Here is a 24,481-nt window from a genome sequence, read left to right as displayed (position 1 = left end):
AATGCAGACTTTGAACACCACACTGCTGATCATCGGCGGCGGCCCCGGCGGTTATGTGACGGCGATCCGTGCCGGCCAGTTGGGCATCCCGACCATCCTGGTGGAAGGCCAATCCCTGGGCGGCACCTGCCTGAACATCGGCTGCATTCCGTCCAAGGCGTTGATTCACGTTGCTGAACAGTTCCACCAGACGCAACAGCACAACCAGCATTCGGCCCTGGGCATCAGCGTTTCGGCGCCGACCCTCGACATCACCAATAGCGTCGAGTGGAAGGACGGCATCGTCGATCGACTGACCACCGGTGTCGCGGCCCTGCTGAAAAAGAACAAGGTCCAGGTGATTCAAGGCTGGGCCAAGGTCATCGATGGCAAAACCGTCGACGTCGGCGACACGCGCATTCAGTGCGAGCACCTGGTGCTCGCCACCGGGTCGAAAAGCGTGAACCTGCCGATGCTGCCGATCGGCGGGCCGATCATCTCCTCCACCGAAGCCCTGGCGCCGACGTCCGTGCCCAAACGCCTGGTCGTGGTGGGTGGCGGCTACATCGGCCTGGAGCTGGGGATTGCCTATCGCAAGCTCGGTGCCGACGTCAGCGTGGTAGAAGCCCAGGAGCGCATCCTGCCGGCCTACGACGCCGAACTGACCCAGCCGGTGCACGACGAACTGAAAAAACTTGGCGTGAAGCTTTACTTGAAGCACAGCGTGCAAGGCTTTGATTCACAAGCCAATACGCTACAGGTACTCGACCCGAGTGGCGACACCCTGAACTTGGAAACCGACCAGGTCCTGGTGGCCGTCGGTCGCAAACCCAATACCCAGGGCTGGAACCTCGAAGCGCTGAACCTGCAGATGAACGGCGCATCGATCAAGATCGACAACCGCTGCCAGACCAGCATGCGCAACGTGTATGCCATCGGCGACCTCAGTGGCGAACCGATGCTCGCCCACCGGGCCATGGCCCAGGGCGAAATGGTGGCCGAGCTGATCAGTGGCAAGAGTCGCGAATTCAACCCCACCGCCATCGCCGCCGTGTGCTTCACCGATCCGGAACTGGTGGTGGTCGGCCAGACCCCGGACGACGCCAAGGCCGCTGGCCTGGACTGCATCGTCTCGAGCTTCCCGTTCGCCGCCAATGGCCGGGCGATGACGCTGGAGTCCAAGAGCGGCTTCGTGCGCGTGGTCGCTCGTCGGGATAATCATGTGATCGTTGGCTGGCAGGCGGTAGGGGTCGGCGTCTGCGAATTGTCCACGGCGTTCGCCCAAAGCCTGGAAATGGGCGCGCGACTGGAAGACATCGGCGGCACCATTCATGCGCATCCGACCTTGGGCGAGGCGGTGCAGGAAGCAGCGTTGCGTGCCTTGGGGCATGCGTTGCACCTGTGATTCAAAGCGTACACCGAACCTGTAGGAGCCGGCTTGCCGGCGAAGGCGGTGGACCTGGCACACCGAGTCGCATCGATCGCTGGCAAGCCAGCTCCTACAAGGAATGTAATCCGGGCTGCGAAATCGGCCCGGAATGAAGTATTGTTGTCCCCATCCAGAAAACGTCAGAAACATTGAACCGTTTCGGCGGTTGTTAAGTGATAGAGGGTGTCATGGGTAACGAAAGCATCAATTGGGACAAGCTGGGTTTTGACTACATCAAGACCGACAAGCGCTATCTGTCGCACTTTCGCGATGGCGAGTGGAATGAAGGCACCTTAACCTCTGACAATGTGCTGCACATCAGCGAAGGCTCCACGGCCCTTCACTATGGCCAGCAATGCTTCGAAGGCCTGAAGGCCTATCGTTGCAAGGACGGTTCGATCAACCTGTTCCGCCCGGACCAGAATGCCGCACGCATGCAGCGCAGCTGCGCGCGCCTGCTGATGCCACAAGTGTCCACCGAACAGTTCATCGAAGCGTGCAAGGAAGTGGTCCGCGCCAACGAGCGTTTCATCCCGCCTTACGGCACCGGCGGCGCGCTGTACCTGCGTCCGTTCGTGATCGGCGTGGGTGACAACATCGGCGTGCGTACCGCCCCCGAGTTCATCTTCTCGATCTTCTGCATCCCGGTCGGCGCTTACTTCAAGGGCGGCCTCACCCCGCACAACTTCCTGATCTCCAGCTACGACCGCGCGGCCCCGCAAGGCACCGGCGCAGCCAAGGTCGGCGGCAACTACGCCGCCAGCCTGATGCCGGGTTCCAAGGCCAAGCAAGCCCACTTTGCCGACGCCATCTACCTGGATCCGATGACCCACACCAAGATCGAGGAAGTCGGTTCGGCCAACTTCTTCGGGATCACCCACGACAACAAGTTCGTGACGCCGAACTCGCCGTCGGTGCTGCCGGGCATCACCCGCCTGTCGCTGATCGAGCTGGCCAAGTCGCGCCTGGGCCTGGAAGTGATTGAAGGTGATGTGTTCATCGACAAGCTGTCGGACTTCAAGGAAGCCGGCGCTTGCGGTACGGCTGCCGTGATCACCCCGATCGGTGGCATCAGCTACAACGACCACCTGCACGTGTTCCACAGCGAAACCGAAGTCGGACCGATCACCCAGAAGCTCTACAAAGAGCTGACCGGCGTGCAAACCGGCGACGTCGAAGCGCCAGCAGGCTGGATCGTCAAGGTTTGACCTGACGCCAGACGCACAAAAGCCTCCCATCGGGTAACTGATGGGGGGCTTTTTTGCGTCTGGCGTCAGGTCAAACTGTAGGAGCTGGCTTGCCAGCGAAAGCGCCCGCACAATCACCACAAAACCCAGCGACCGCTTCGCCCGCATCAATCATCCCGCGTCAGCACTTGCAGCAACTCGATCTCGAATATCAGGTTCGAATTCGGCGTGATCTTGCCCATCGTGCGCTCGCCGTAGGCCAGGTGCGCCGGCACCAGCAGTTTGCGCTTGCCACCGACCCGCATGCCCATCAGGCCCTGGTCCCACCCTTTGATTACCCGCCCGGTGCCGATCACGCATTGGAACGGCTTGCCTCGACTGTAGGAAGAGTCGAATTCGCTACCGTCTTCCAGCCAGCCACGGTATTGGGTGGTGATCAGCGCGCCTTTGACGGCAGCCTTGCCGTCACCTGGCACAAGATCAATGATTTGCAGTTCGTCGTTCATGTTCTTAACTCATCTACAGTGCCCTGGACTTGCGGGCGCGGACGCAGGTTTTCGCAGAATCCGCCGCCGATGGCAACTGACGGAACCGCAAGAGCCTGTTCCGCTCAGAATAAGTATCGACTTCGCGCTCAGAAAGGATGCTCTGATGAACGACCTGCGCAGTTTCATTCCGCCGTACATTCTGCATCGCATCGTCGCGCACGGTTCCGAACGCCAGCGTTCCAGCGCAATGAGCACGCTGGCCCATGTGCGCACCTTGTGGCACCCGCCTGGCCCACCGGTGCACCCTGCTGCCGCCGCGATCCTGCCACCCCCTGGCAAACCGGGCCAGGCGCAACGCAGCGTGCATGATGCCCAGGGCAAAATGCTCTTGCCCGGCATGCCGGTACGCCTTGAAGGGCAGGCACCGAGCGGCGATCCGGCGGTCGATGAAGCCTATGATGCGCTGGGAGCCAGCTACGATTTCTTCTGGAAGGTGCTGGGCCGCGACTCCATTGACAACAAAGGTTTCGCCCTGATCGGCAGCGTGCATTATGGCCAGGACTACGAAAACGCCTTCTGGAATGGCTCGCAGATGGTTTTTGGTGACGGCGATGGCGAAATTTTCGAGCGTTTCACCCGCTCCCTCGACGTGGTCGCCCACGAACTGACCCACGGCGTGGTCGAGAGCGAAGCGGGCCTGGTGTATGCCGACCAGTCCGGGGCGTTGAATGAATCGTTGTCGGACGTGTTTGGCGTCCTGACCAAGCAGTACCTGCTGGAGCACACCGTCGAGCAGGCGGACTGGCTGATCGGCGCGGATTTGCTGACGCCGCGCATCAAGGGCATCGGTCTGCGCTCGATGGCCCACCCGGGCACGGCCTACGACGACCCCCTGCTGGGCAGGGACCCGCAACCGGATCACATGCGCAAATTCGTCATCACCCAGGAGGACAATGGCGGCGTGCACATCAATTCGGGCATTCCCAACCGGGCGTTTTACCTGGCAGCCAAGGGCCTGGGCGGATTTGCCTGGGAAAAGGCCGGGCTCATCTGGTACGACGCGCTGTGCGACCGGCGCTTGAGCCGCGAGACGTCGTTCAGTGCCTTTGCCCGACTGACCGTGGAGCATGCGCGGCGGCGCTTCACGGCCAGGGAAGCCCTGGCGGTGCAGCACGGCTGGTCGCAAGTGGGTGTCGATTCGACACAGGAGGAACCATGAAAACCCTGCCGACACTGGACGACCGCGCAGTACTGCGCCTCTCCCGCCAAGGCGGCTTTGCCGCGATCCAGGCCACCACCCGGCCGCGGGAGATCGAGTTCGCGCAATGCAATATCGAGCAACGCTCGCGCATCTGCGTGCTGCTGGAAGGTTGCCTGCCGCTGACCAGCCCGGTCGCAGGCGGGGGCGACCAGCGTTTTTACCAGATCGAACTGCGCTACCGCGAAGGCGAGCAGGACGACCAGATGGTGTTGAAGGTGCCGGAAGACCAGGCCCCCGGTGAACTGGTGCGGCTCTGGGACAAGGGCGAATTGCTCTAGCGGCGCGGCCTTGCCCGCGCAAAACCTCTCTCTCGCGATAGCGTGACCCAAGACCAGCCTTTATCCTTGTCGACCCGCCGTACCGAGTTGATGGAGTTTTGCTCATGCCCCATGAAGGCAGTCTGTTACAAGCCGCAGTCGTATTTCTGCTCGCGGCCGTGCTCACCGTTCCCCTGGCCAAGCGCCTGCAACTGGGCGCGGTGCTGGGTTATCTGTTTGCCGGGGTGATCATCGGCCCCTCGGGGCTGGGCCTGATCGGCAATCCGGAGAGCGTCGCGCACATCTCGGAGCTCGGTGTGGTGTTGCTGCTGTTCATCATCGGTCTTGAATTGTCGCCACGCCGGTTATGGGTGATGCGCAAGGCGGTGTTCGGCGTCGGCCTGGCACAAGTGCTGCTGACCGGGGCGCTGCTGGGCGCGCTGGCACTGTATGTGTTTGGGCAACCGGTGAACACTTCGATCGTGCTGGGCCTGGGGCTGGCCCTGTCGTCCACCGCGTTCGGCCTGCAAAGCCTGGCCGAACGCAAGGAACTGACCAGCCCCCACGGGCGCCTGGCGTTCGCGATCCTGCTGTTCCAGGACATCGCCGCGATTCCGCTGATTGCCATGGTGCCACTGCTGGCGGGCAGCGCTGAAAACGTCAGCGCGGCCGACGATGTGAACCAGGGCCTGCGCGTATTGATCAGCATCGCCATCGTCGTGGTCGGCGGGCGCTACCTGCTGCGCCCGGTGTTTCGCGTGGTGGCCAAGAGCGGCTTGCCGGAAGTGTCCACCGCGACCGCGCTGCTGGTGGTGATGGGCACCGCCTGGCTGATGGACCTGGCAGGTATTTCCATGGCCCTCGGTGCCTTCCTTGCCGGCCTGTTGCTGGCGGACTCCGAGTATCGCCACGAACTGGAAGCGCAGATCGAACCCTTCAAGGGCTTGCTGCTGGGGCTGTTTTTCATGAGTGTCGGCATGGGCGCCAACCTCAGCCTGCTGCTGAGTGAGCCCATCGTGGTGCTGGGGCTGACCCTGCTGCTGATCGCCGTCAAGCTGCCATTGCTGTTCATCGTAGGCAAGGTGGCCGGCGGTTTGAACAAGATCAGCGCCATTCGCCTGGGCATTGTGCTGGCCGCCGGTGGCGAGTTCGCCTTTGTGGTGTTCAAGATCGGCCGTGACCATGGCTTGTTCGATCCGCGCCTTTACGACTTGCTGGTGCTGGCGATCACCCTGTCGATGGCGATGACGCCGCTGTTGCTGCTGCTGTGCGCGCGCCTGGCCAGCCCGAAGGTGCAACCGGTGGTGGTGCCGGAGCAATTTCGCGAAATCGATGCCGATGAACCCCGTGTGGTGATCGCCGGCATGGGCCGTATGGGGCAGATCGTCGCGCGTATCCTGCGGGCCCAGAACATCAAGTTCGTGGCCCTCGACACTTCGGTGGAAACCATCGAACTGTCCCGCAGCTTCGGCGGCGTGCCGGTGTACTACGGCGACCCGATGCGTCCGGAAATCCTCAGCGCGGCCAAGGTTGGAGACGCCGAATTCTTCATCATTGCCACCGACGACCCGGACACCAACATCAAGACGGCCGAACTGGTGCACAAGCTCTATCCGCACATCAAGATCATCGCCCGCGCGCGCAATCGCCAGCACGTGCACCGACTGGTGGACCTGGGCGCCCACGCGGTGCGCGAAACCTTCTACTCCAGCCTGGAAATGAGCCGCCAGACCCTGATCGGCCTGGGACTGACCCACGAACAGGCCGATGCGCGGATCAAGCGATTCAAGCATCACGACGAACAGGTGCTCGAAGCCCAGCATGCGATCTACGACGACGCAGTGAAGGTCAAGCAGACGGCGCAGGAAGCGCGGGCGGAACTGGCACGCTTGTTTGAGTCGGACCAGTTGGAAGAGCAGGCGAAGAACGGTTGAGGTGAGTTTGCCGGCCTCTTCGCCGGCAAGCGAGGCTCCTACAGCAATCCACAATCACACGGATCACACCATGGCTGGCGATACCTCCTCCCCTGCGCTCAAGGAAATCTTCAACGCCGAACGCCTGAGGCACATCGCCGCCGAGATGACGGCGGTGTATCCCGGCTTCGATGCGAAAGGATTCCTGAAACTGGCCAACGACGGACTGGCCCAGTTGTCGGTGATGCAGCGCATGGCCCGGGTCAGCGAATGCCTGCACGCGGTATTGCCAGCGGATTATGAAACGTCGCTGGAGCTCTTGCGCGCCCTCGCCCCGCGCCTCAACAGCGGCTTTGTCAGCATGTGCCTGCCGCAGTATGTGGCGACCTATGGCGCGGACCGGTTCGAACTGTCGATGGCCGCGCTCAAGTACTTCACCGCGTTCGGCTCCTCGGAATTCGCCATCCGCCATTTCCTGCGCGGCGATCTGCAGCGCTCGCTGCAGCTGATGCATGACTGGTCGCTGGACGCCAACGAGCACGTCCGGCGCCTCGCCAGCGAAGGTTGTCGACCGCGCCTGCCGTGGTCGTTTCGCCTTGAACAGATCCAGGCCGACCCGCGCCTGGCCGCCGGGATCCTCGACAACCTCAAGGCCGACCCCAGCCTTTATGTACGCAAGTCCGTGGCCAACCACCTCAATGACATCACCAAGGACCACCCGGAGTGGGTGCTGGACCTGATCGAGGGCTGGTCGCTGGACAACCCGCACACCGCGTGGATCGCCAGGCATGCCCTGCGCAGCCTGATCAAACAGGGCAACCCGCGCGCGCTGGCGATCATTGGCGCAGGCGGCAAGCCTGAAGTGCAGATCATCGACGTGCAGGTCAATCCGCCGGTGATCGGCCTCGGAGAAAAAATCACCCTGTCCTTTGCGGTCAAATCCACGGTGCACAACAGCCAGCGCCTGGTGATCGATTACGCCATCGATTACGTCAAGGCCAACGGCAGCACCTCGGCCAAGGTTTTCAAGCTCAAGGCCCTGACGTTGCCGGGCAACGCCACACACGCCATCGCCCGTGGCCAACACATCAAGGCACTCACCACCCGCCGGCACTACGCGGGCAAGCACGCGGTGCATGTGCTGGTGAACGGGGAGCGGCTGGCCAGCACCGCCTTCGAAATCCTCGCCTGAGATGCGCTACTGAACATTGCGTTGGTCTTTCGAACGCCCCCCTCCCTCGCGGCCACACCCGATCCATTGTAGGAGCGAGCTTGCTCGCGAAAAACCTGAGAGCGCTGCGGGGTGTAAGGCTCCCCGCGTCATCGTTGACCACCATCGCGAGCAAGCTCGCTCCTACAGTGGATCGGGTGTGGCCGCGAGAGAGGGGTTGTCTGTCAGGCTCGCTCCCACAGGATCTTCACCCGCCGGGAAGATGATTGGGCCCAAGCAACAACTCCTGCTCGCGCTCACACAACTCAACCACATAATCCCACATCACCCGCAGCCGCACCGACTTGTGCAGCTCACGGCGGGTGCTGATCCAGTAGCTGCGCAGGATGCTCTCCTGGGGAAACAACGGCACCAGCTCGGGGTCGGCGCTGGCCATGTAGCACGGCAGCACGGCGATGCCCAGGCCTGCGCGCGCGGCCTGTTGCTGGGCGATGACGCTGGTGCTGTGGAACACCACCTGCGGGTTGCGGCAGAAGCTGTTGAGGAACATCAGTTCCTGGCTGAACAGCAAGTCGTCGACGTAGCCGATCCAGGCATGCCGCCCCAGGTCTTCGCGGTTGCGCAGCGGCGGCGAACGGTCGAGGTAGTCCTGGCTGGCGTAGAGCGCCAGGCGATAGTCGGCCAGTTTGCGTGTGACCAGCATGTCCGCGGCCGGGCGCTCGAGGTGGATGCTGATTTCCGCCTCGCGGTTGAGGATGCTGACAAAACGCGGCACCGCCACCAGCTCCACTTCCAGCCCCGGGTAACGCTCGAACAGGCCGTTCATGCGGCTGGCGAGGAACATGATGCCCAGCCCTTCCGTCACCCCCACGCGGATCTTGCCCAGCGGCGCCGTGGACTGGGTGATTTCCTCTTGCGCCAACAACGCGACGTTCTCCATCGCCTCGGCATGCTTGAGCAAGGCTTCGCCAGCCGGAGTCAGCTCGTAACCCTGGGCATGCTGCACGAACAGTGCCGTGCCCAGGCTCTTTTCAATGGCCTCGATGTGCCGCGCCACGGTGGCATGGGTGGTGTTCAAGCGGCGCGCGGCGGTGAGCAAACGCCCGCTACGTTGGAGCTCTAGAAAGAAACGCAGGTCATTCCAGTCGAACATCGTCCATCCTTTGGTCAGCGTTGTTTAAAAACGCACAGCAGCTGGGTAAAAACTAACATTCTTTAAACGAAAGCTAACAACTAGGATGGATCCCAACAAGAACAACAAGCGAGGTCAGGGATGCAAGCTTCCCTTGATGAATACGACTACATCGTGGTCGGGGCCGGTCCGGCCGGCTGCCTGCTCGCCAATCGACTGTCGGCCAACCCGCAGCACCGCGTGCTGCTGCTCGAAGCCGGCGGTCGCGACAACTACGCGTGGATCCACATCCCGGTGGGTTACCTGTTCTGCATCGGCAACCCACGCACCGACTGGTGCTTCAAGACCGAGGCGCAACCCGGCCTGCAGGGCCGCACCCTGAGTTATCCGCGCGGCAAGGTCCTGGGCGGCTGCTCATCGATCAACGGCATGATCTACATGCGCGGCCAGGCCGGCGACTACGATGGCTGGGCGGCCGAGGGCAACCCCGGCTGGCGCTGGCAAGACGTGCTGCCGTTGTTCAAGAAGAGCGAAAACCATTTTGCCGGCGAATCGGCATTCCACGGCGCCAGCGGCGACTGGCGGGTGGAACGCCAGCGCCTGTCCTGGCCGATTCTCGATGCCTTCCAGAGCGCCGCCGAGCAGAGCGGGATTGCCCGCATCGACGACTTCAACCAGGGCGACAACGAAGGCTGTGGCTACTTCCAGGTCAACCAGAAGGCGGGCATCCGCTGGAATGCGGCCAAGGCGTTCCTCAAGCCGATCCGCCAGCGCCGCAACCTGACGGTGCTGACCGGGGTCGAAGTCGACCGCGTGCTGCTGGAAAATGCTCGCGCCTCGGCGGTCAGCGCCCGTTGGCAGGGTCAGGCGAAAACCTTCAAGGCGCGCAAGGAAATCATCCTGTGCGCGGGTGCAGTCGGCTCACCGAGCATCCTGCAACGTTCCGGCATCGGCCCGCACCCGCTGCTGCAGCGCCTGGGCATCGGCGTGGCGCATGAACTGCCAGGCGTCGGCGGCAACCTGCAGGATCACCTGCAACTGCGCCTGATCTACAAGCTGGAAAACGCCCGCACCCTGAACCAGATCGCCAGCAGCCTGTGGGGCAAGATGGGCATGGGCCTGCGCTACCTGTATGACCGCAGCGGCCCGTTGTCCATGGCACCGAGTCAACTGGGGGCCTTCGCCCGCTCGGGTCCGGAGCAGACTTCGGCGAATCTGGAGTACCACGTGCAACCGCTGTCGCTGGAGCGTTTCGGTGAACCGCTGCACGCCTTCCCGGCGTTTACCGCGTCGGTCTGCGACCTGCGCCCGCAAAGCCGGGGCCGGGTGGACATCCAGTCCGCAGACCCGCAGCAGGCCCCCCTGATCCAGCCCAACTATCTTAGCCATCCCGAGGACTTGCGCGTCGCCGCCGACGCCATTCGCCTGACCCGGCGCATCGTTGCCGCGCCGGCCCTGAAGGCGTTCAAGCCGGTCGAGTATCTGCCCGGCGACAGCCTGCAAAGCGAAGAACAACTGCATGAAGCCGCCGCGCGGATCGGCACCACCATCTTCCATCCCGTCGGCACCTGCCGGATGGGCAACGACGCGGACGCGGTGGTCGATGCCCAACTGCGCGTGCACGGCATCCCCGGCCTGCGCATTGCCGACGCCTCGATCATGCCGCGCATCACCTCGGGCAACACCTGTTCGCCTACGCTGATGATCGCGGAGAAGGCCGCGCAACTGATCCTCAACCCCGACACAAGGAACATCACCCTGCCAAAGGAACTGGTCACACATCAGTGAACGCTGCACGGACACACTGCAGGAGCTAGCTTGCTCGCGATGGTCGTCAACGATAACGCTGCAAACCTGACACCACGCGGCGCTCTCAGGCCCTTCGCGAGCAAGCTCGCTCCTACAGGTAACGAGTACACCCGATTTATGGATAAACGCGGCACCCGCCCACAAGGCAGGCGCCGACAGTGGAACAACAAAAACAATCACTGTGAGGGATACCGATATGTCAGAACACGTTCAACCCCTGGAAGCCGTGCGCAGCGCAGGCACCAGCCAGGAAACCCAGAAAGTCATCTTCGCCTCGTCACTCGGGACGGTCTTCGAGTGGTATGACTTCTTCCTTTACGGCGCCCTCGCGGCGGTGATCAGCAAGCAGTTCTTCGCCGGGGTCAACGACACCACGGCGTTCATCTTCGCCTTGATGGCGTTTGCCGCCGGCTTCATCGTCAGGCCGTTCGGCGCCCTGGTGTTCGGCCGTCTGGGGGACATGATCGGGCGCAAGTACACCTTCCTCGCCACCATCGTGCTCATGGGCCTCGCCACCTTCTGCGTCGGCTTGCTGCCCACTTACGCGAGCATCGGCATCGCCGCGCCGATCATCCTCGTGGTGCTGCGCATGCTCCAGGGCCTGGCACTGGGTGGGGAGTACGGCGGCGCCGCGACCTACGTGGCCGAGCACGCGCCGATCGGCAAGCGCGGTTTCCACACCAGCTGGATCCAGTCCACCGCCACCCTTGGCCTGTTGCTGTCGCTGCTGGTGGTGCTCGGTTGCCGGTACTTTACCGGCGATCAATTCGAAGTCTGGGGCTGGCGCATTCCGTTCCTGTTCTCGATCATCCTGCTGGGCATCTCGACCTGGATTCGCCTGAGCCTGCACGAGTCGCCTGCGTTTGTGAAAATGAAAGAGGAAGGCAAACTCTGCAAGTCGCCAATCCGTGATTCGTTCGGCAAGTGGGAAAACCTCAAGGTGGTCCTGATCGCCCTGTTCAGCATCAACGCCGGGCAAGCGGTAACCTTCTACGCGGCACAGTTCTATGTGCTGTTTTTCCTCACCCAGTTCCTGAAAATGGACCCCGCCGTGGCCAACGGCCTGCTGATCGTCAGCGTGACCATCGGCGCACCCTTCTTCATCTTCTTCGGCTGGCTGTCGGACAAGGTCGGACGCAAACCGGTGCTGATGCTCGGCCTGCTGCTCGCCACGGCGTTGTACTTCCCGATCTTCAAGACCCTGGCCCACTACGCCAACCCGGCCATCGACCAGGCCAGCCGCCAGGCGCCAATCACCGTGCTGGCGGACCCGGCCACCTGCACCTTCCAGTTCGACCCGGTGGGCAAGGCGAAATTCGACAGCCCCTGCGACAAGGTCAAGACCTTCCTGGTCAAGCAGGGCCTGCCGTACCAGAGCGCAGCGGCCCCGGCCGGCAGTGGCGTGCAGGTCAGCGTCGGTGACGTGAAGATCGACGGTTTCGACGAATCAGCCCTGCGCGGCGCGGTGACCCTGGCGGGTTATCCGCAACAGGCCGACATGCAGCAGATCAACAAGCCGATGATCGTGGCGCTGATCGTCGCGCTGATCATCATCTCCGCCATGTGCTACGGCCCGCTGGCAGCGCTGATGGTCGAACTGTTCCCGACCCGCATCCGCTACACCTCGATGTCCCTGCCCTACCACATCGGCAACGGCTGGTTCGGCGGGTTCCTGCCGACGGTGTCATTTGCCCTGGTGGTCTATACCGGCGACATCTTCTACGGGCTGTGGTACCCGGTGTTGATCACCGGGGTGAGCCTGGTGGTGGGGCTGCTGTGCCTGCGTGAGACGCGTAACGTCGACCTGGATAAAAACTGATGTAAACCCGATGTCCCTTCGCCGGCAGGAACCCACTGCCGGCGAAGGCGGCCTTATACCCGCACCATCTCCCACGGCTACACCCGATCCCACTGTAGGAGCTGGCTTGCCAGCGATGGGGCCCGAAAGACCAGCAAAAGGTTCAAGACCGCCTTCTGCGGCTTGCCCGCCAACTCACTCATCAATATCAATCAACTCAAACGTCACCTGATCCGGATAGAACGCCACATATTCCTGGATCTGCCTCACAGACACCTTGGGATTTTCATAGCTCCAGACCGCATTGGCGCCTTCATGTCCCGGCACCTGCAGACTGAAATAACTGGCATCGCCCTTGTACGGGCAATAGCTGGTGTGGTCGGTACGGGCGTAATACTTTTCGTCGATATCCTCGCGCGGCACGTAGTACACCGGTGGGTAATTGGCTTCCAGCAGCACCAGCGCACGAGCGGACGCTGCCACCTGAAAGCCGTGAAACTTCACCAACAGGCAGCCGGGCTGCTCGGCGATGGTGATGACAGGGCTGGGACCGGAGCTTTTCATGGAATGCGCACCTCTCACGGTGATGGACCTGTAGGGCCTGTGCCCCGGAAAATCTCGTTTTATCAGGTATAACCCAAGTAGCCGGCCTGCGACGGCTGCGCAGCCGAACGGATTCGTCCGATTGGGCAACCATCCGCAACGCTTTTGCTGTACATCCATACAGATAATGATTGCTCTCGCGCCCGACTCCCTCCATCCTGTGCTCCTCCCGGACACTGATCGATGATGGTGGTTATGCGGCTGTACCTCTGTGAAAAACCTTCCCAGGCCAAAGATATTGCGGCCGTGCTCGGCGCGCGGCGGCGCGGTGACGGCTGCTGGCTGGGAACGGACGTCACGGTGACCTGGTGCATCGGCCACCTGCTGGAAACCGCGCCCCCGGATGCCTATGACGCGCGCTACAAGCGCTGGGTACTGGCGGACCTGCCGATCATTCCCGACAAATGGAAAATGACCGTCAAGCCGCGCACCGCCAGCCAGTACAAGGCGGTCAAGCGCCTGCTTGGCGAAGCGTCCGAGTTGGTGATTGCCACGGACGCCGACCGCGAGGGCGAAATGATCGCCCGGGAACTGGTGGAACATTGCCGCTATCGCGGACCGATCCAGCGGCTGTGGCTATCGGCCCTGGACGATGCCTCGATCCGCAAGGCCCTCGCCGCACTCCGGCCCGGGGCGCAGACCTTCAGCCTCTACCATTCGGCGCTGGGGCGCTCCCGGGCCGACTGGCTGATCGGCATGAACATGAGCCGGCTGTTCACCTTGCTGGGGCGCCAATCCGGTTATCAGGGCGTATTGCCGGTCGGACGGGTGCAGACGCCTACCCTGCGCCTGGTGGTGGATCGCGACCGCAGCATTGCCGACTTCGTGCCCGTGCCCTACTGGGCTGTCGAGGTACAGTTGCTGCACGACGGCAGCACCTTCACCGCCCAATGGCGGGCCGCGTCCGAAGTCTGCGACGACCAGGACCGCTGCCTGAACCAGGCACTGGCCCAACGCGCAGCCGCGGCCATGCGCACCGCCGCAAGCGCCAGGGTCATCAAGCTGCGTACGGAGCGGATGCGCGAAGTGGCGCCGCTGCCCTTCGACCTCGGCACCTTGCAGGAAGTCTGCTCGAAAAAGCTCGGGCTCGGTGCCCAGGAAACCCTCGACATCGCCCAGGCGCTCTACGAAACCCACAAGGTCATCACCTACCCGCGCAGCGACTGCGGCTATCTGCCCCTCAGCCAGCACAGTGAAGCACCGGCCATCCTGGCGGCGCTGCGCCAGGCCGATCCGGCACTGAACGCCTTGCACGACTACCTGCAACCCCAGCGTCGTTCACGGGCCTGGAACGATGCCAAGGTCAGCGCGCACCACGGCATCATCCCCACCGCCGCGGCGAAAAACCTCGATCGCCTGGTGGGCAAGCAACGGGCGGTCTACACCTTGATCCGCGCCCGTTACCTGGCTCAGTTCCTGCCCAATCACGAGTTCGACCGGACCCAGGCCGACTTCGATTGCGCCGGCGAGGCCTTGCGTGCCGTGGGCAAGCAAATCGTCGAGCCGGGCTGGAAACGCGCCCTGCCCGAAGCCCTCGCACCAGCCAAGGGCCGCGAGGCACCCGCCCCGCAAACCCTGCCCAGCTTGCGCGAAGGGCTCGATTGCGCGGTGGCCGACGTGCTACTCAAGGACCTCTGGACGCAACCGCCCAAGCCGTTCACCGAGGGCGACCTGATCAAGGCCATGAAGAACGTCGCCAAACTGGTGGAAGATCCCTTGCTCAAGCAAAAGCTCAAGGACACCACCGGTATCGGCACCGAAGCGACCCGCGCCTCGATCATCCAGGGCCTGCTCGACCGTGGTTACCTGATCAAGAACGGCAAGGCGCTGGCGGCGACCCCGGCCGCTTTCAGCCTGATCGATGCGGTCCCGCGCGCCATTGCCGACCCCGGCACCACGGCCATCTGGGAGCAGGCCCTCGACATGGTCCAGAGCGGCGAAATGAGCCTGGACGAGTTCGTCACCAAACAGGCCGCCTGGATGAGCAAGCAAGTCAGCCGCTGCGCCGGCCTGAGCCTGACCATCAGTGGCCCTGCCAGCCCGGCCGGGCGCGGAGCAACGCCGTGGAAAAACAAGCGCAAGCCGGCCAAGCGTAAACCGGCGCCCAAACGCACAACAAAAGCCCCTGTGTAGGAGCCGGCTTGCTGGCGATGACGGACGAACATTCAACACAAATGTCGCCTGACGAACCTCATCGCCATCACCACCAACCCAACCCTTAAACATCTTTTTCGTTTCTGCGCCGCTTTTGCATTTCTGTGCGACAGATCCCACTTCAGGGGCTGCCCCATCCCACCTTCGCGGTGTAAGTTTGCAGATCTTTCTGACTAAACGATCAGAAGCTTCCTACAACCCACCTGCAAAGGAATGCCTCCAGCAATGGACTTTTCACTCAAGCACCTGGCCGCGGCCACCCTGATGCTCGCCAGCCTGTCGTCGTTCACCACCGCGGCACACGCCAACATCACCCCGCAACAGAGCGCCATCATCCTCAAGACGTTCAGTGATGCCTCGGTCACCGATTTCCGGCAGTTCCTGGCCAGCCTGGCCAAGAGCGACGTCTCCAACACCTCCGACCTCGGCCCGGCCATCAGTGCCTTCCAGGACAACAAGACGCTGACGCCTGAACAGCAAAACGAAATCCATCGCCTGCTCGGCCTCTATACCCGGATCAAGTACGGCAGCGCGGCCACCGAAACCCTGCGGGAACTGGTGGCCATCCCCACCGTGCGCGTGGACGGCGTAGCCCAGCACGACAATCCCGAGTTCATCAAGATCGCCGAGAAGATCAAGAGCCTGGCCCAGGCGTTCAACCTGAGCTTTCGCAACATCGACAACCGCGTCTATGAAATCTCCCTGGAAGGTGCTGGCGATGAGGTCGTGGGCATTCACGCCCATGCCGACGTAGTGCCGGTGACGCCAGAGAACTGGGTGCTACAGGATGGCACCCGGCTCGATCCGTTCAAGGTCACCCTGGTCGGCGACCGCATGTATGGCCGGGGCACCGAGGATGACAAGAATGGCATCGTGGTCGCGCTCTACGCCATGAAGGTCATCAAGGAAGAAAAGCTGCCGCTGGCCAGGAACTTCAAGCTGCTGGTGGACACCACCGAGGAAACTACGGGCGACGCCATCCCCTATTATTTCGAACGCAACCCGACGCCCAACTACAACCTGGCGCTGGACGGCGGCTACCCGGTGGTGATCGCCGAGAAAGGCTACGGCACCGTCATGGCCAGCTTCGCCAAGCGCCAGGGTCAGGGCAAGGGCGCCGAAATCATCTCGATGACCGGCGGCCTGGCCACCAACCAGATTCCGTCGACCTCGGTCGCCACCCTGGTGACAGACAAACCTGCGGAGCTGGCCGCCAGCCTGCAAAAGGCCGGCACCGAGTATGCCAAGCGCAATGGTGGCAACTTCGGGATCACCGCCAAGGTTGACGGCAAGGACGTCAAGCTGACCGTCACCGGTGTGTCCGCGCACTCCTCCGAGCCTGAGTCCGGCGTCAACCCGGTGGCCAGGATGCTGGACTTCATCAACGGCCTGGACGGCAAGGTCGCGCTCAAGCACAACCACATCACCGACGCTGCCCGCTACGCCGCCGACAACTGGGGGCTGGACTACCTGGGTGGCAAATTGGGGGTGGGTTTCTCCGACGAGTTCATGGGCCCGCTGACCACGTCCCTGACCTATGTCGGGATGGATGAAAAAGCCTTCAAGCTGGCGGTCAACCTGCGCGTGCCGAAGGGCAAGTCGCCGGAAACGCTCAAGGCGCAAATCTCCACCACGCTGGATGCCTGGAGCAAGAAAAGCAAGATCGCCCCGGCCTTCGACTACTCGATCGCCGAACCGATGTACCGCAACCCCGAGGGTGAATGGGTCAAGGCCCTGCTCGCCGTGGCCAGCGAAAACCTCGGCATGGAGCACAAGTTCGGCACCTCCGCCGGTGCCACCTCGGTGCATGAACTGCCCAACGGCGTGCAGTTCGGCCTGGCCATGCCGGATGTGAAGTACACCGGTCACAACGACAACGAGTTCAAGACCACCGAGCAGTTCCTGCTCGACCTGCAGATCGTGACCGAGATGATGGGCCGCATCGGGCAGTTGCCGAAGCTTTGATCCACCAGGCGTCCCGCCTTGGGACCTCAGTAAATTGTAACCACACAAATACCCCTCTCTGAGGGGTATTTTTTTTCGCTAACGTGCTGACAGTTGGCCCGGCTCGCAGTGCCGCTCAAAGATCCACTGTGGGATTGACGGGCAGAAGTTGTCAAAAAAGACAACTGGCGTATGATTGACCCTAATGGTTAGGAATGCCCATGGACGTATTGATCAAACAGAAGTTTGAGGAGGCTGCCGATCGATACCCCAACGATCGCAGCGGGTTGGAGCGCTGTCTCAGACTGCTGTCAGCAGCGGCACCCCAGAGTTACAACGATTTGCAGGGTATTTTTGGGCAGAACATCGACCTGTTCAAGCACCGCGCTGCCGAGGGGTGGATAGCGATTGATATTGGCGGGAACAATCTCAGGCTGATAGCAGGCGTCAACTACCAGCGGCAAAAGCTCTACGTAAAGCATATCTACACCCATGCTGACTACGACACCGCTAGCGCGTGGTACGCCAGTAACAAAAGAGGAACAAAACCATGACCACTGTTCTTGAGAATTCGCAAAGCGTGCGCGCCTTGCTCGAAAATCTTCAAATGCTTCTGGAGCAGCTGCGCGGTCAATTCGTGAACGGCATCAAGGGGCCAGAGGATTACGCTCGCGCCACTGTGCTGCTTGATGAACTGACCGACGGACATGACCTCAACAAGTATGAGGAGCAGATCCTTATCGAGCTTGAAGACGCGATTCTGGCTTACGAACAGAAAAGCGAACAGCTCAAAGCGTTTAGCGCTGCGATCAAGGCCACCAACACACCGGTGCAATTGATCAAGGACTTGATGGAGACACTAAAACTAACGGGTTCTGATCTGCCCGAAATTGGCGACAAATTCGTGGTGTCCAAGGTTCTCAACGGCGATAGGGCGATCAGCCCTAGAATGGCTTTGGCCCTGGCCAAGCGCTTCCATATGGACCCGAACGCATTCGTTTCGGATAGGCCCACGCTTTCCGGGAAGCCTCGGGTACAGGTCCACATCCCGCCCGGTAAATTGGAACGCAAGCGTAAAGCCGAGCAGGTTTCCGGGAGGCACGGCAGGTCGACGTCTTGAGTGTTCGTATAGGTTGATCTTCACCCGATGCGTGATCCCTGCGATGTTGAGTCACTACCGATCACGCCGTTCTGTCGCTGCGTTCAGCCATTGCATCTCCCTTGTAGAAGCGAGCTTGCTCCGGGCGGCGTTCCGACGATGGACGCTAACGATGACGCGGGAGACCTGACGCTCCGTGGCGTTCTCTGGTTTTTCGCGAGCAAGCTCGCTCCTACAGGGGGGTTGCCCATACCAAAGCGTTAATCCCACACACCCATGTCCAGTGTCCAGTGCCTTGGTTTGCCCATAAATTCTCATCTGCCAAGGCGTCGCCGGATGGCCTGTCCAGGGCCCCGCGGGCGCTACCTTTAAAACACACATGAGGTGTCGATCATGACTGATGAGACAAGCGGAACCACCCGCAGAGGATTGATGACAACCGGGGCCATGGCCGCCGCCCTGGCGGTGGCGTTACCTGCGCTGGCGGCACAATCGACCCCGGCTGCCATGCCGGCGGGCAGCAAGAGCAACGGCCATGCCAGCGGCTCGGGGATGCTCACCGTCAAGGACGGCACGCAGATTTTCTACAAGGATTGGGGCACCGGACAACCGCTGGTGTTCCACCATGGCTGGCCCCTGTCCAGTGACGACTGGGATGCACAGATGCTGTTTTTCTCAGGCCAGGGCTTTCGCGTCATTGCCCACGATCGCCGTGGCCATGGTCGTTCGTCGCAGACCGCCGTGGGCAACGAGATGGATACCTATGCCGCCGACGTTGCGCAGCTGATGGCGCATCTCGACATCAGGAACGCCGTGCATATCGGTCACTCCACCGGGGGTGGTGAGGTGGCACGCTATGTGGCGCGTCATGGCCGCGGTCGCGTTGCCAAGGCGGTGCTGATTGGTGCCGTGCCGCCGATCATGCTGCGCACCGCGAAAAATCCGGGCGGCCTGCCCATGGAAGTCTTCGATGGCCTGCGCAAGGCCCTGGCCGACAATCGCGCAGGGTTCTATCGTGATTTTCCGAGCGGTCCCTTCTATGGCTTCAATCGCCCGGGCGCGAAAGTCTCCGAAGCGATCATCGACAACTGGTGGCGCCAGGGCATGAACGGTGGGGCCAAGGCGCAATACGACTGCATTCAAGCCTTCTCGGAAACCGACTTTACCGATGACTTGAAGGCCATCGACGTGCCAACCCTGGTGCTGCACGGCGAAGACGACCAGATTGTGCCGATCGCCGATTCGGCCCACCTGGCAATCAAGCTGCTCAAGCAGGGCACACTGAAATCCTACCCCGGCCTTCCCCATGGCATGTGCACCACCCATGCCGACGTGATCAACAAGGATCTGTTGTCCTTCATCAAAGGCTGACGCTCGTTTCGCAGGTGCCCGATCGCAATGAACCGGCACCTCGCGCACCCGCTGAAAACAGACAGCACGAACGGCAACGCTGAACGCTGCCATCACTCAGCGGTCACAACAAGTGATGGCATCGCAACTGATCACCTGCTTTACTCAGCCGCGACGCTTGAATTCCTCACATTCCAGGGTGCGCCGGATAACGTTCAGTGATTTCGGTTCCTGCCGGAAGCAGGCGCTGACTGCTACTGCCATCCAATGCTCCCTTATCGGAGTACGCAAATGACTCAATCAATACGGTTGTACCTTTCGGCCTTGCTCGCGGTTGCCGCATTGGCCTCGGCCAGTTTCCTGAACACGGCAGGCGCCGCCACCGCCGAGGATCTCAACACCGACTCCAAGCAAGCGCTGCAAACGCTATACAAGACCAATCCTGCTGCCGAAACCATCGGGAAACAAGCCAAGGCCATATTGGTCTTCCCGAAAATCATCAAGGCGGGCCTGGTGTTCGGCGGCAGCTACGGCGAAGGCGTCTTGATGAAAGGCAACAAGGCAGTGGATTACTACAACTCCGTCGGCGGATCCTGGGGCTTGCAGGCCGGCGCCCAGTCCTACGGCTATGTGGTTTTCCTGATGACCGACAAGGCGCTGAAATACATCACTGAAACCAAGGGTTGGGAAATCGGTGTAGGGCCAACGGTGGTCGTGGTGGATGAAGGGCTTTCCAAGAACCTGTCCAGCTCGACGCTGAAAGACGACGCCTACGCGTTCATCTTCAGCCAGCAAGGTTTGATGGCCGGGATCAGCATCGAAGGGACGAAGATTTCGCTGATCAAACGTTAAGACCGGCAGTCAGTGAATCGTCGGGCGAGTGGCAGCCGGGTCCATGCGGTGGTTCTTCCATCAGGCAAGGCTGCCACTTGGTCCTCGCAGGACGTGACCGTACAACTGACAACGCTCTGCTACGCTGTCGTGACCCACTCATGAATGAGGACGATGATGTCATTTGTCGACGATTTCGTGGCACAGATCATCGCCCTGGAAGTCTCCCTTTATCACTCGCGCGCCCGGTTGCAAGCCAACAGTGATGGTGAGGCTTTGCATGACATGAGGATAGCGGTTCGCAAAATTCGCAGCCTTTTGCGTCCGCTGCGCAACTTGCCTGAGGTAGTCGCGTTGAATCAGGCCGCAGCTGACGTCGGCAGAGCGACTACCCCCACGAGAGATCTGCAGGTCATCATTGGTGAACTGCAGAAAATGGGCTATCCGCTCCAGGCGATGAGTAGAACCGCATCCCTTGCGGAACAAAATCGCAAGATCGCCGGTAGCCCCTTGCTCGATAAACTGTTTGCCGAACTGGATCGTTGGCCGGAGTCGTTCCGGACAGCCGAGAGAGCCAGCGAGCTGGCAGATATCAAAAGACAGATCCGCAAAGCCCTGAGGAAAAGAATCAATCAGCTGATCACCGGGCTTCAGGACAAGCATTTTGACCGGCACGAACTGCGCATCATTGTGAAAAACGCAAGATACCTCTCAGATGCTTTTCCAACATTGTCACCGCTCAAGGCAAAATCCAGGGCACAACTGAAGTCGGTACAGGCATCGCTCGGCTCATGGCACGATCATCATCAGTGGTGCCTGCGGGCCGAGCGTGAAGTGGATTTGCTTGAAATCGCCCCCTACTGGCAAGTCGCGTCAGAACAGGCGCTGGCCGATGCCGAGCTGAAGCTGGCGTCGCTGCTCGATCACCTTGAAAAAGACTTGGCGAATTAAAAAACCGCCGAGGTCTGGGCTGGCGGCTGCACGCGAAACTGGATCAACGCCAGATGTACCGCGCCTGTTACGGCCTGCCCGGGCGGCCACCTCAAAGATGCGTAATGCGTGAAGCGGCGGAATTTGCCCGATGCCATCCTGCAGCGCGATGTCATGGACTATCTCGCCGACATCGAGGGTGTCGAAGCGGTCTTGACCCGTACCCAGGCCAGCCAGCGCTTCGAACTGCCGGAAGACCGGATTGGCAATCTCGTGGTACTCGCAGAACGGTTGACGGTGCTTGGAACGGCGGCCGACAAACACGACCTGTCCGGATTGACGGTGCCCCTACGCTCCCACGGCGGCGTGTCCGAGCAGAAAGTGCCGCGCCTCTTCAACCGCAAGTTGCTCGGCATGGATCACCCTGCTCGCCTGCGTAACTTCGACATCATCGATATCGCGCTCAATCGTCTCGCCTGATCCACAAGCGTGCGTTATCGGTCCAGCCGATTCAAAGCCACGAATTATCGATTTGTGCTGTGGTGGCTGCACCGCGAGCATGGGGCCACTTCCAACAACAAAAACCAAGGACCCGCCATGACAGCCCGATTCCACAATCCCGTTGATACCCGTTTCGGCTGGGGCAGCCTGCAAGCGCTTGCCGCCATCACCGAACACCAGACAGTGGCCCTTGTCACCTTTCCCGAAGCCCGTGGGCTGGGCCTGGTCGATCGCATCCAGGAGCTGTTGGGCGAGCGTCTGGTCTACGTGATCGAGGATGTCCAGCCCAACCCGGACGTGGCGCAACTTCGCGATACCTATGAGCGTTTCTGGCAAGAGGCTGGCGAATGCCACGCGGTCATCGCCGTGGGCGGCGGCAGCGCCATCGATACCGCCAAGGCGTTGATCGTGGGCACGCAATCGGGTCGTTTCGATGAACTGCTCGCGTTGCTCGCAACCGGCAAGACCTTCGTGCCGGCGCGCAGCAAAGTGTTGATTGCGGCACCGACCACGGCGGGCACCGGCAGCGAAGTCACCCCTTGGGCGACGATCTGGGACTCGGCCAGCCACAAGAAATACTCCCTGCACCTGGAATGCACCTGGCCAAAAGTGGCGATCATCGATCCGCAACTGATGTTGACCGTGCCGGCTGGCGTCACCGTTTCCACGGGCCTGGATGCCCTGTCCCATGCCCTGGAATCGGTGTGGAACATCAATGCCAATCCTGTTTCCGACACCCTGGCGATTTCCGCCATCGCCGACATCCTCGAGTGCCTGCCCTTGCTGCGCCATGACCTGGCCAACCAGGAGTTGCGTTCACGCATGGCCTTGGCCGCGCTCAAGGCCGGGCTGGCGTTCTCCAACACCAAGACCGCGCTGGCCCATTCCATTTCCTACGAAATGACCCTGCGCTACGGCCTGCCCCACGGCATCGCCTGCTCCTTCACCCTGCCGCTGGTGCTGGGGCTCGCCTGGGGTCATGACGAGGCACGCGACCGCACGCTGCAACGGATTTTTGGCAACGACCTGGACAAAGCCCAGTCCCGGCTACGGGAGTTCCTGCACAGCCTCGACGTAAAAACCGAGTTCGCCGACTACGGCGTCACGCCGACGCAAGCCCGGGAAATGATTGATTTCGCCATGCAGGGCGCGCGGGGCAAGAACTTCATCGGCTCACGCGCCGCCTAGAAACGCCTGTTCAACCATGCACTGTCAGCGGCATGACGAGCCGCGACGATTTCCTGCTGCACTCAAAAAGGGTGCACCCTTGCGACGCAAGTCCAGGGGACCGAACAATAATAGGGAAAAGATCATGAATCGTGCCCAAACCATGCCTGCCCTGGCCGTCCACACCGCCTCATTCCGAGTCGCCCAATGGCGAATGCTGCTGGCGGCGATGTTCTGTTACCTGTTCTTCTATACCGGTCGGCAAACCTTCGGGTTTGCCATTCCGGGCATTCAGGCCGAGTTCGGTTTCACCAAGGAACACCTGGGCTGGGCATCGGCCGCGATGCTCTGGGCCTATGCCATCGGCCAGGCCATCAACGGCAACCTCGCCGACAAGTTTGGCGGGCGGCGCATCATGACCCTGGGGGCCGTGCTGTCCTGTGGCGCCAACTGGGTGACCAGCTTCGCCGGCAGCTTTGCCGCGCTGATCCTGCCCTGGGGCATCAACGGTTACTTCCAGGCATTGGGTTGGGCACCGGGCAGCCGGCTGATCTCCAACTGGTGGAGTGCCGGTGAGCGCGGCAAGGTCTATGGCTTCTATGTGTTCGCCGCCGGTTGCGCCTCGATCCTGTCCTACGTGACCTCGATCGTCGTGCTGCAAGTGATGCACCTGGAATGGCGCTGGATCTTCCGTTTGCCCGTGCTGCTGATGCTGGCGGGCGGCATCATCTTCTACCTGGTGGCGCGTGAACGGCCTCAGGACATGGGATTCGAACCGCTGGCCGACACCGGCGTGGCCAACGCCGATGACAAAGCCCATGAAGTGGCCCACGGCGAAGTCGAAACCTCCGCGCAACGCTACAAAGCCGTGCTGAAGAACTTTCGCCTGATCATTGCCGCCGTGTCCCTCGGTTTCCAGAACGCTGCCCGCTATGGCTTGATCGTCTGGGTGCCGGTGCATTTCCTGGGTGCCGACTGGAAAAGCGGCGACAGCCTGATCGATCCGAAATGGATCACCGTTGCCCTGCCGGTCGGCATGGCCATCGGTGCCCTGAGCAACGGCTGGATCTCGGACAAGCTGTTTGGCTCCAAACGCTACCTGGCGATCATGCTCTACATGTTCCTCGGTGCCGCCACCAGCCTGTGGATGTGGACACTGGCGCCCCACAGTGCGACCGGCCTGGTGGCGTTGTTCCTGTGCGGTTTCTTCGTCTACGGACCTGCCTCGAGCTTCTGGGCGCTGTGCCCGGACCTGGTTGGCGCAAAACGGGCGGGAACGGCCACCGGTGTGATGAACTTCTCGTCCTATCTGTTCGCGGGCCTGGCGGAACCGCTGATCGGCAGTATGCTCGACAGTACCGGCAACACGTCCTTGATCTTCATCGTGGTCACCACAGCCTGCTTGTGCAGTGCAGTTGTCGCGTTGTTCATCAGGCGTTGATTGTCCGGCAGGCCGATGTATCAAAAGCAGCTCAGGC

Annotated in this window: 21 protein-coding genes and 1 pseudogene; 19 read left to right on the top strand and 3 right to left on the bottom strand. The window is 61.6% G+C overall.

What is annotated here, in order from left to right; translation table 11 throughout:
* Nucleotide 1: 1 nt before the first annotated feature.
* Nucleotides 2-1,384: a dihydrolipoyl dehydrogenase gene (lpdA, locus tag ACYP2Q_RS00750; RefSeq protein ID WP_459728648.1), complete on the top strand. Its 1,383-nt coding sequence runs from the start codon at nt 2-4 to the stop codon at nt 1,382-1,384.
* A gap of 212 nt (nt 1,385-1,596) precedes the next feature.
* A complete protein-coding gene (locus ACYP2Q_RS00745) occupies nt 1,597-2,616 on the top strand; it encodes a branched-chain amino acid aminotransferase (protein WP_459728647.1) in 1,020 nt (339 codons plus the stop codon).
* 146 nt (nt 2,617-2,762) lie between these two features.
* On the opposite strand, the gene ACYP2Q_RS00740 is transcribed toward ACYP2Q_RS00745, so the two are convergent.
* Nucleotides 2,763-3,101 (bottom strand): FKBP-type peptidyl-prolyl cis-trans isomerase, encoded by a 339-nt coding sequence (locus ACYP2Q_RS00740; protein ID WP_459728645.1) that lies wholly within the window; start codon nt 3,099-3,101, stop codon nt 2,763-2,765.
* A gap of 145 nt (nt 3,102-3,246) precedes the next feature.
* Here ACYP2Q_RS00740 and ACYP2Q_RS00735 point away from each other — a divergent pair, with 145 nt between their 5' ends.
* The 4 genes from ACYP2Q_RS00735 to ACYP2Q_RS00720 all read left to right on the top strand — a co-directional run bounded on the left by ACYP2Q_RS00735 (nt 3,247) and on the right by ACYP2Q_RS00720 (nt 7,706).
* Complete coding sequence (locus ACYP2Q_RS00735) at nt 3,247-4,302, top strand: M4 family metallopeptidase (protein ID WP_459728644.1); 1,056 nt, start codon at nt 3,247-3,249, stop codon at nt 4,300-4,302.
* Nucleotides 4,299-4,622, top strand: a complete 324-nt coding sequence (locus ACYP2Q_RS00730) for a protealysin inhibitor emfourin (protein ID WP_459728643.1) — start codon at nt 4,299-4,301, stop codon at nt 4,620-4,622. The genes ACYP2Q_RS00735 and ACYP2Q_RS00730 overlap by 4 nt, the downstream gene beginning before the upstream one ends.
* Nucleotides 4,623-4,726: 104 nt before the next feature.
* Nucleotides 4,727-6,535 carry a monovalent cation:proton antiporter-2 (CPA2) family protein gene (locus ACYP2Q_RS00725; RefSeq protein WP_459728642.1) on the top strand — a complete coding sequence of 603 codons (1,809 nt, stop codon included), beginning with the start codon at nt 4,727-4,729 and terminating at the stop codon, nt 6,533-6,535.
* 70 nt (nt 6,536-6,605) lie between these two features.
* Nucleotides 6,606-7,706 (top strand): DNA alkylation repair protein, encoded by a 1,101-nt coding sequence (locus ACYP2Q_RS00720; RefSeq protein ID WP_459728641.1) that lies wholly within the window; start codon nt 6,606-6,608, stop codon nt 7,704-7,706.
* A 226-nt stretch (nt 7,707-7,932) separates the two neighbouring features.
* Here the strand turns inward: ACYP2Q_RS00720 and ACYP2Q_RS00715 are convergent, their stop codons facing one another.
* A complete protein-coding gene (locus ACYP2Q_RS00715) occupies nt 7,933-8,838 on the bottom strand; it encodes a LysR family transcriptional regulator (protein WP_459728639.1) in 906 nt (301 codons plus the stop codon).
* A gap of 120 nt (nt 8,839-8,958) precedes the next feature.
* Here ACYP2Q_RS00715 and ACYP2Q_RS00710 point away from each other — a divergent pair, with 120 nt between their 5' ends.
* The 3 genes and pseudogenes from ACYP2Q_RS00710 (at nt 8,959) to ACYP2Q_RS00700 (ending at nt 12,445) form a co-directional block, all read left to right on the top strand.
* Nucleotides 8,959-10,605 carry a GMC family oxidoreductase gene (locus ACYP2Q_RS00710; protein ID WP_459728638.1) on the top strand — a complete coding sequence of 549 codons (1,647 nt, stop codon included), beginning with the start codon at nt 8,959-8,961 and terminating at the stop codon, nt 10,603-10,605.
* A gap of 39 nt (nt 10,606-10,644) precedes the next feature.
* A pseudogene (locus ACYP2Q_RS00705) lies at nt 10,645-10,722 on the top strand (outer membrane lipoprotein carrier protein LolA); the annotation flags it as partial.
* 100 nt (nt 10,723-10,822) lie between these two features.
* A complete protein-coding gene (locus tag ACYP2Q_RS00700; RefSeq protein WP_459728636.1) occupies nt 10,823-12,445 on the top strand; it encodes an MFS transporter in 1,623 nt (540 codons plus the stop codon).
* 174 nt (nt 12,446-12,619) lie between these two features.
* On the opposite strand, the gene ACYP2Q_RS00695 is transcribed toward ACYP2Q_RS00700, so the two are convergent.
* Nucleotides 12,620-12,988, bottom strand: a complete 369-nt coding sequence (locus ACYP2Q_RS00695; RefSeq protein WP_272606185.1) for a DUF427 domain-containing protein — start codon at nt 12,986-12,988, stop codon at nt 12,620-12,622.
* A gap of 234 nt (nt 12,989-13,222) precedes the next feature.
* On the opposite strand from ACYP2Q_RS00695, the gene ACYP2Q_RS00690 reads away from it, so the two are divergent.
* The 10 genes from ACYP2Q_RS00690 to ACYP2Q_RS00645 all read left to right on the top strand — a co-directional run bounded on the left by ACYP2Q_RS00690 (nt 13,223) and on the right by ACYP2Q_RS00645 (nt 24,444).
* Nucleotides 13,223-15,160 (top strand): DNA topoisomerase III, encoded by a 1,938-nt coding sequence (locus ACYP2Q_RS00690; protein WP_459729454.1) that lies wholly within the window; start codon nt 13,223-13,225, stop codon nt 15,158-15,160.
* Between the two features lie 246 nt (nt 15,161-15,406).
* A complete protein-coding gene (locus ACYP2Q_RS00685; protein WP_459728634.1) occupies nt 15,407-17,146 on the top strand; it encodes a dipeptidase in 1,740 nt (579 codons plus the stop codon).
* A gap of 200 nt (nt 17,147-17,346) precedes the next feature.
* The gene (locus tag ACYP2Q_RS00680) at nt 17,347-17,679 is read left to right on the top strand and encodes a type II toxin-antitoxin system HigB family toxin (protein ID WP_459728633.1); all 333 of its coding nucleotides are present in this window, start codon (nt 17,347-17,349) and stop codon (nt 17,677-17,679) included.
* Nucleotides 17,676-18,245, top strand: coding sequence for a helix-turn-helix domain-containing protein (locus tag ACYP2Q_RS00675; protein ID WP_459728632.1), 570 nt, complete (start codon nt 17,676-17,678; stop codon nt 18,243-18,245). Before ACYP2Q_RS00680 ends, ACYP2Q_RS00675 begins: the two co-directional genes overlap by 4 nt.
* A gap of 486 nt (nt 18,246-18,731) precedes the next feature.
* Nucleotides 18,732-19,595: an alpha/beta fold hydrolase gene (locus ACYP2Q_RS00670; protein WP_459729453.1), complete on the top strand. Its 864-nt coding sequence runs from the start codon at nt 18,732-18,734 to the stop codon at nt 19,593-19,595.
* A 270-nt stretch (nt 19,596-19,865) separates the two neighbouring features.
* Nucleotides 19,866-20,426: a lipid-binding SYLF domain-containing protein gene (locus ACYP2Q_RS00665; protein ID WP_459728630.1), complete on the top strand. Its 561-nt coding sequence runs from the start codon at nt 19,866-19,868 to the stop codon at nt 20,424-20,426.
* A gap of 156 nt (nt 20,427-20,582) precedes the next feature.
* The gene (locus ACYP2Q_RS00660; protein ID WP_459728629.1) at nt 20,583-21,356 is read left to right on the top strand and encodes a CHAD domain-containing protein; all 774 of its coding nucleotides are present in this window, start codon (nt 20,583-20,585) and stop codon (nt 21,354-21,356) included.
* Nucleotides 21,357-21,464: 108 nt separating this feature from the next.
* Nucleotides 21,465-21,815 (top strand): hypothetical protein, encoded by a 351-nt coding sequence (locus ACYP2Q_RS00655; RefSeq protein WP_459728628.1) that lies wholly within the window; start codon nt 21,465-21,467, stop codon nt 21,813-21,815.
* Between the two features lie 117 nt (nt 21,816-21,932).
* Nucleotides 21,933-23,024, top strand: a complete 1,092-nt coding sequence (gene psrA / locus ACYP2Q_RS00650) for an iron-containing alcohol dehydrogenase PsrA (protein WP_459728627.1) — start codon at nt 21,933-21,935, stop codon at nt 23,022-23,024.
* Between the two features lie 124 nt (nt 23,025-23,148).
* Entirely contained in the window at nt 23,149-24,444 is a 1,296-nt protein-coding gene (locus tag ACYP2Q_RS00645) for an MFS transporter (RefSeq protein WP_459728626.1), read from the top strand.
* The last annotated feature ends 37 nt before the right edge of the window (nt 24,445-24,481 follow it).

Source organism: Pseudomonas sp. MHK4 (assembly GCF_054600775.1).
This window is presented reverse-complemented; position numbering and strand designations above follow the sequence as displayed.

What these genes read in the sequence shown, in the direction of transcription:
- lpdA (WP_459728648.1), top strand. Translation starts at nt 2, where the DNA reads ATGCAGACTTTGAACACCACACTGCTGATCATCGGCGGCGGCCCCGGC.
- ACYP2Q_RS00745 (WP_459728647.1), top strand. Translation starts at nt 1,597, where the DNA reads ATGGGTAACGAAAGCATCAATTGGGACAAGCTGGGTTTTGACTACATC.
- ACYP2Q_RS00740 (WP_459728645.1), bottom strand. Translation starts at nt 3,101, where the DNA reads ATGAACGACGAACTGCAAATCATTGATCTTGTGCCAGGTGACGGCAAG.
- ACYP2Q_RS00735 (WP_459728644.1), top strand. Translation starts at nt 3,247, where the DNA reads ATGAACGACCTGCGCAGTTTCATTCCGCCGTACATTCTGCATCGCATC.
- ACYP2Q_RS00730 (WP_459728643.1), top strand. Translation starts at nt 4,299, where the DNA reads ATGAAAACCCTGCCGACACTGGACGACCGCGCAGTACTGCGCCTCTCC.
- ACYP2Q_RS00725 (WP_459728642.1), top strand. Translation starts at nt 4,727, where the DNA reads ATGCCCCATGAAGGCAGTCTGTTACAAGCCGCAGTCGTATTTCTGCTC.
- ACYP2Q_RS00720 (WP_459728641.1), top strand. Translation starts at nt 6,606, where the DNA reads ATGGCTGGCGATACCTCCTCCCCTGCGCTCAAGGAAATCTTCAACGCC.
- ACYP2Q_RS00715 (WP_459728639.1), bottom strand. Translation starts at nt 8,838, where the DNA reads ATGTTCGACTGGAATGACCTGCGTTTCTTTCTAGAGCTCCAACGTAGC.
- ACYP2Q_RS00710 (WP_459728638.1), top strand. Translation starts at nt 8,959, where the DNA reads ATGCAAGCTTCCCTTGATGAATACGACTACATCGTGGTCGGGGCCGGT.
- ACYP2Q_RS00700 (WP_459728636.1), top strand. Translation starts at nt 10,823, where the DNA reads ATGTCAGAACACGTTCAACCCCTGGAAGCCGTGCGCAGCGCAGGCACC.
- ACYP2Q_RS00695 (WP_272606185.1), bottom strand. Translation starts at nt 12,988, where the DNA reads ATGAAAAGCTCCGGTCCCAGCCCTGTCATCACCATCGCCGAGCAGCCC.
- ACYP2Q_RS00690 (WP_459729454.1), top strand. Translation starts at nt 13,223, where the DNA reads ATGCGGCTGTACCTCTGTGAAAAACCTTCCCAGGCCAAAGATATTGCG.
- ACYP2Q_RS00685 (WP_459728634.1), top strand. Translation starts at nt 15,407, where the DNA reads ATGGACTTTTCACTCAAGCACCTGGCCGCGGCCACCCTGATGCTCGCC.
- ACYP2Q_RS00680 (WP_459728633.1), top strand. Translation starts at nt 17,347, where the DNA reads ATGGACGTATTGATCAAACAGAAGTTTGAGGAGGCTGCCGATCGATAC.
- ACYP2Q_RS00675 (WP_459728632.1), top strand. Translation starts at nt 17,676, where the DNA reads ATGACCACTGTTCTTGAGAATTCGCAAAGCGTGCGCGCCTTGCTCGAA.
- ACYP2Q_RS00670 (WP_459729453.1), top strand. Translation starts at nt 18,732, where the DNA reads ATGCCGGCGGGCAGCAAGAGCAACGGCCATGCCAGCGGCTCGGGGATG.
- ACYP2Q_RS00665 (WP_459728630.1), top strand. Translation starts at nt 19,866, where the DNA reads ATGACTCAATCAATACGGTTGTACCTTTCGGCCTTGCTCGCGGTTGCC.
- ACYP2Q_RS00660 (WP_459728629.1), top strand. Translation starts at nt 20,583, where the DNA reads ATGTCATTTGTCGACGATTTCGTGGCACAGATCATCGCCCTGGAAGTC.
- psrA (WP_459728627.1), top strand. Translation starts at nt 21,933, where the DNA reads ATGACAGCCCGATTCCACAATCCCGTTGATACCCGTTTCGGCTGGGGC.
- ACYP2Q_RS00645 (WP_459728626.1), top strand. Translation starts at nt 23,149, where the DNA reads ATGAATCGTGCCCAAACCATGCCTGCCCTGGCCGTCCACACCGCCTCA.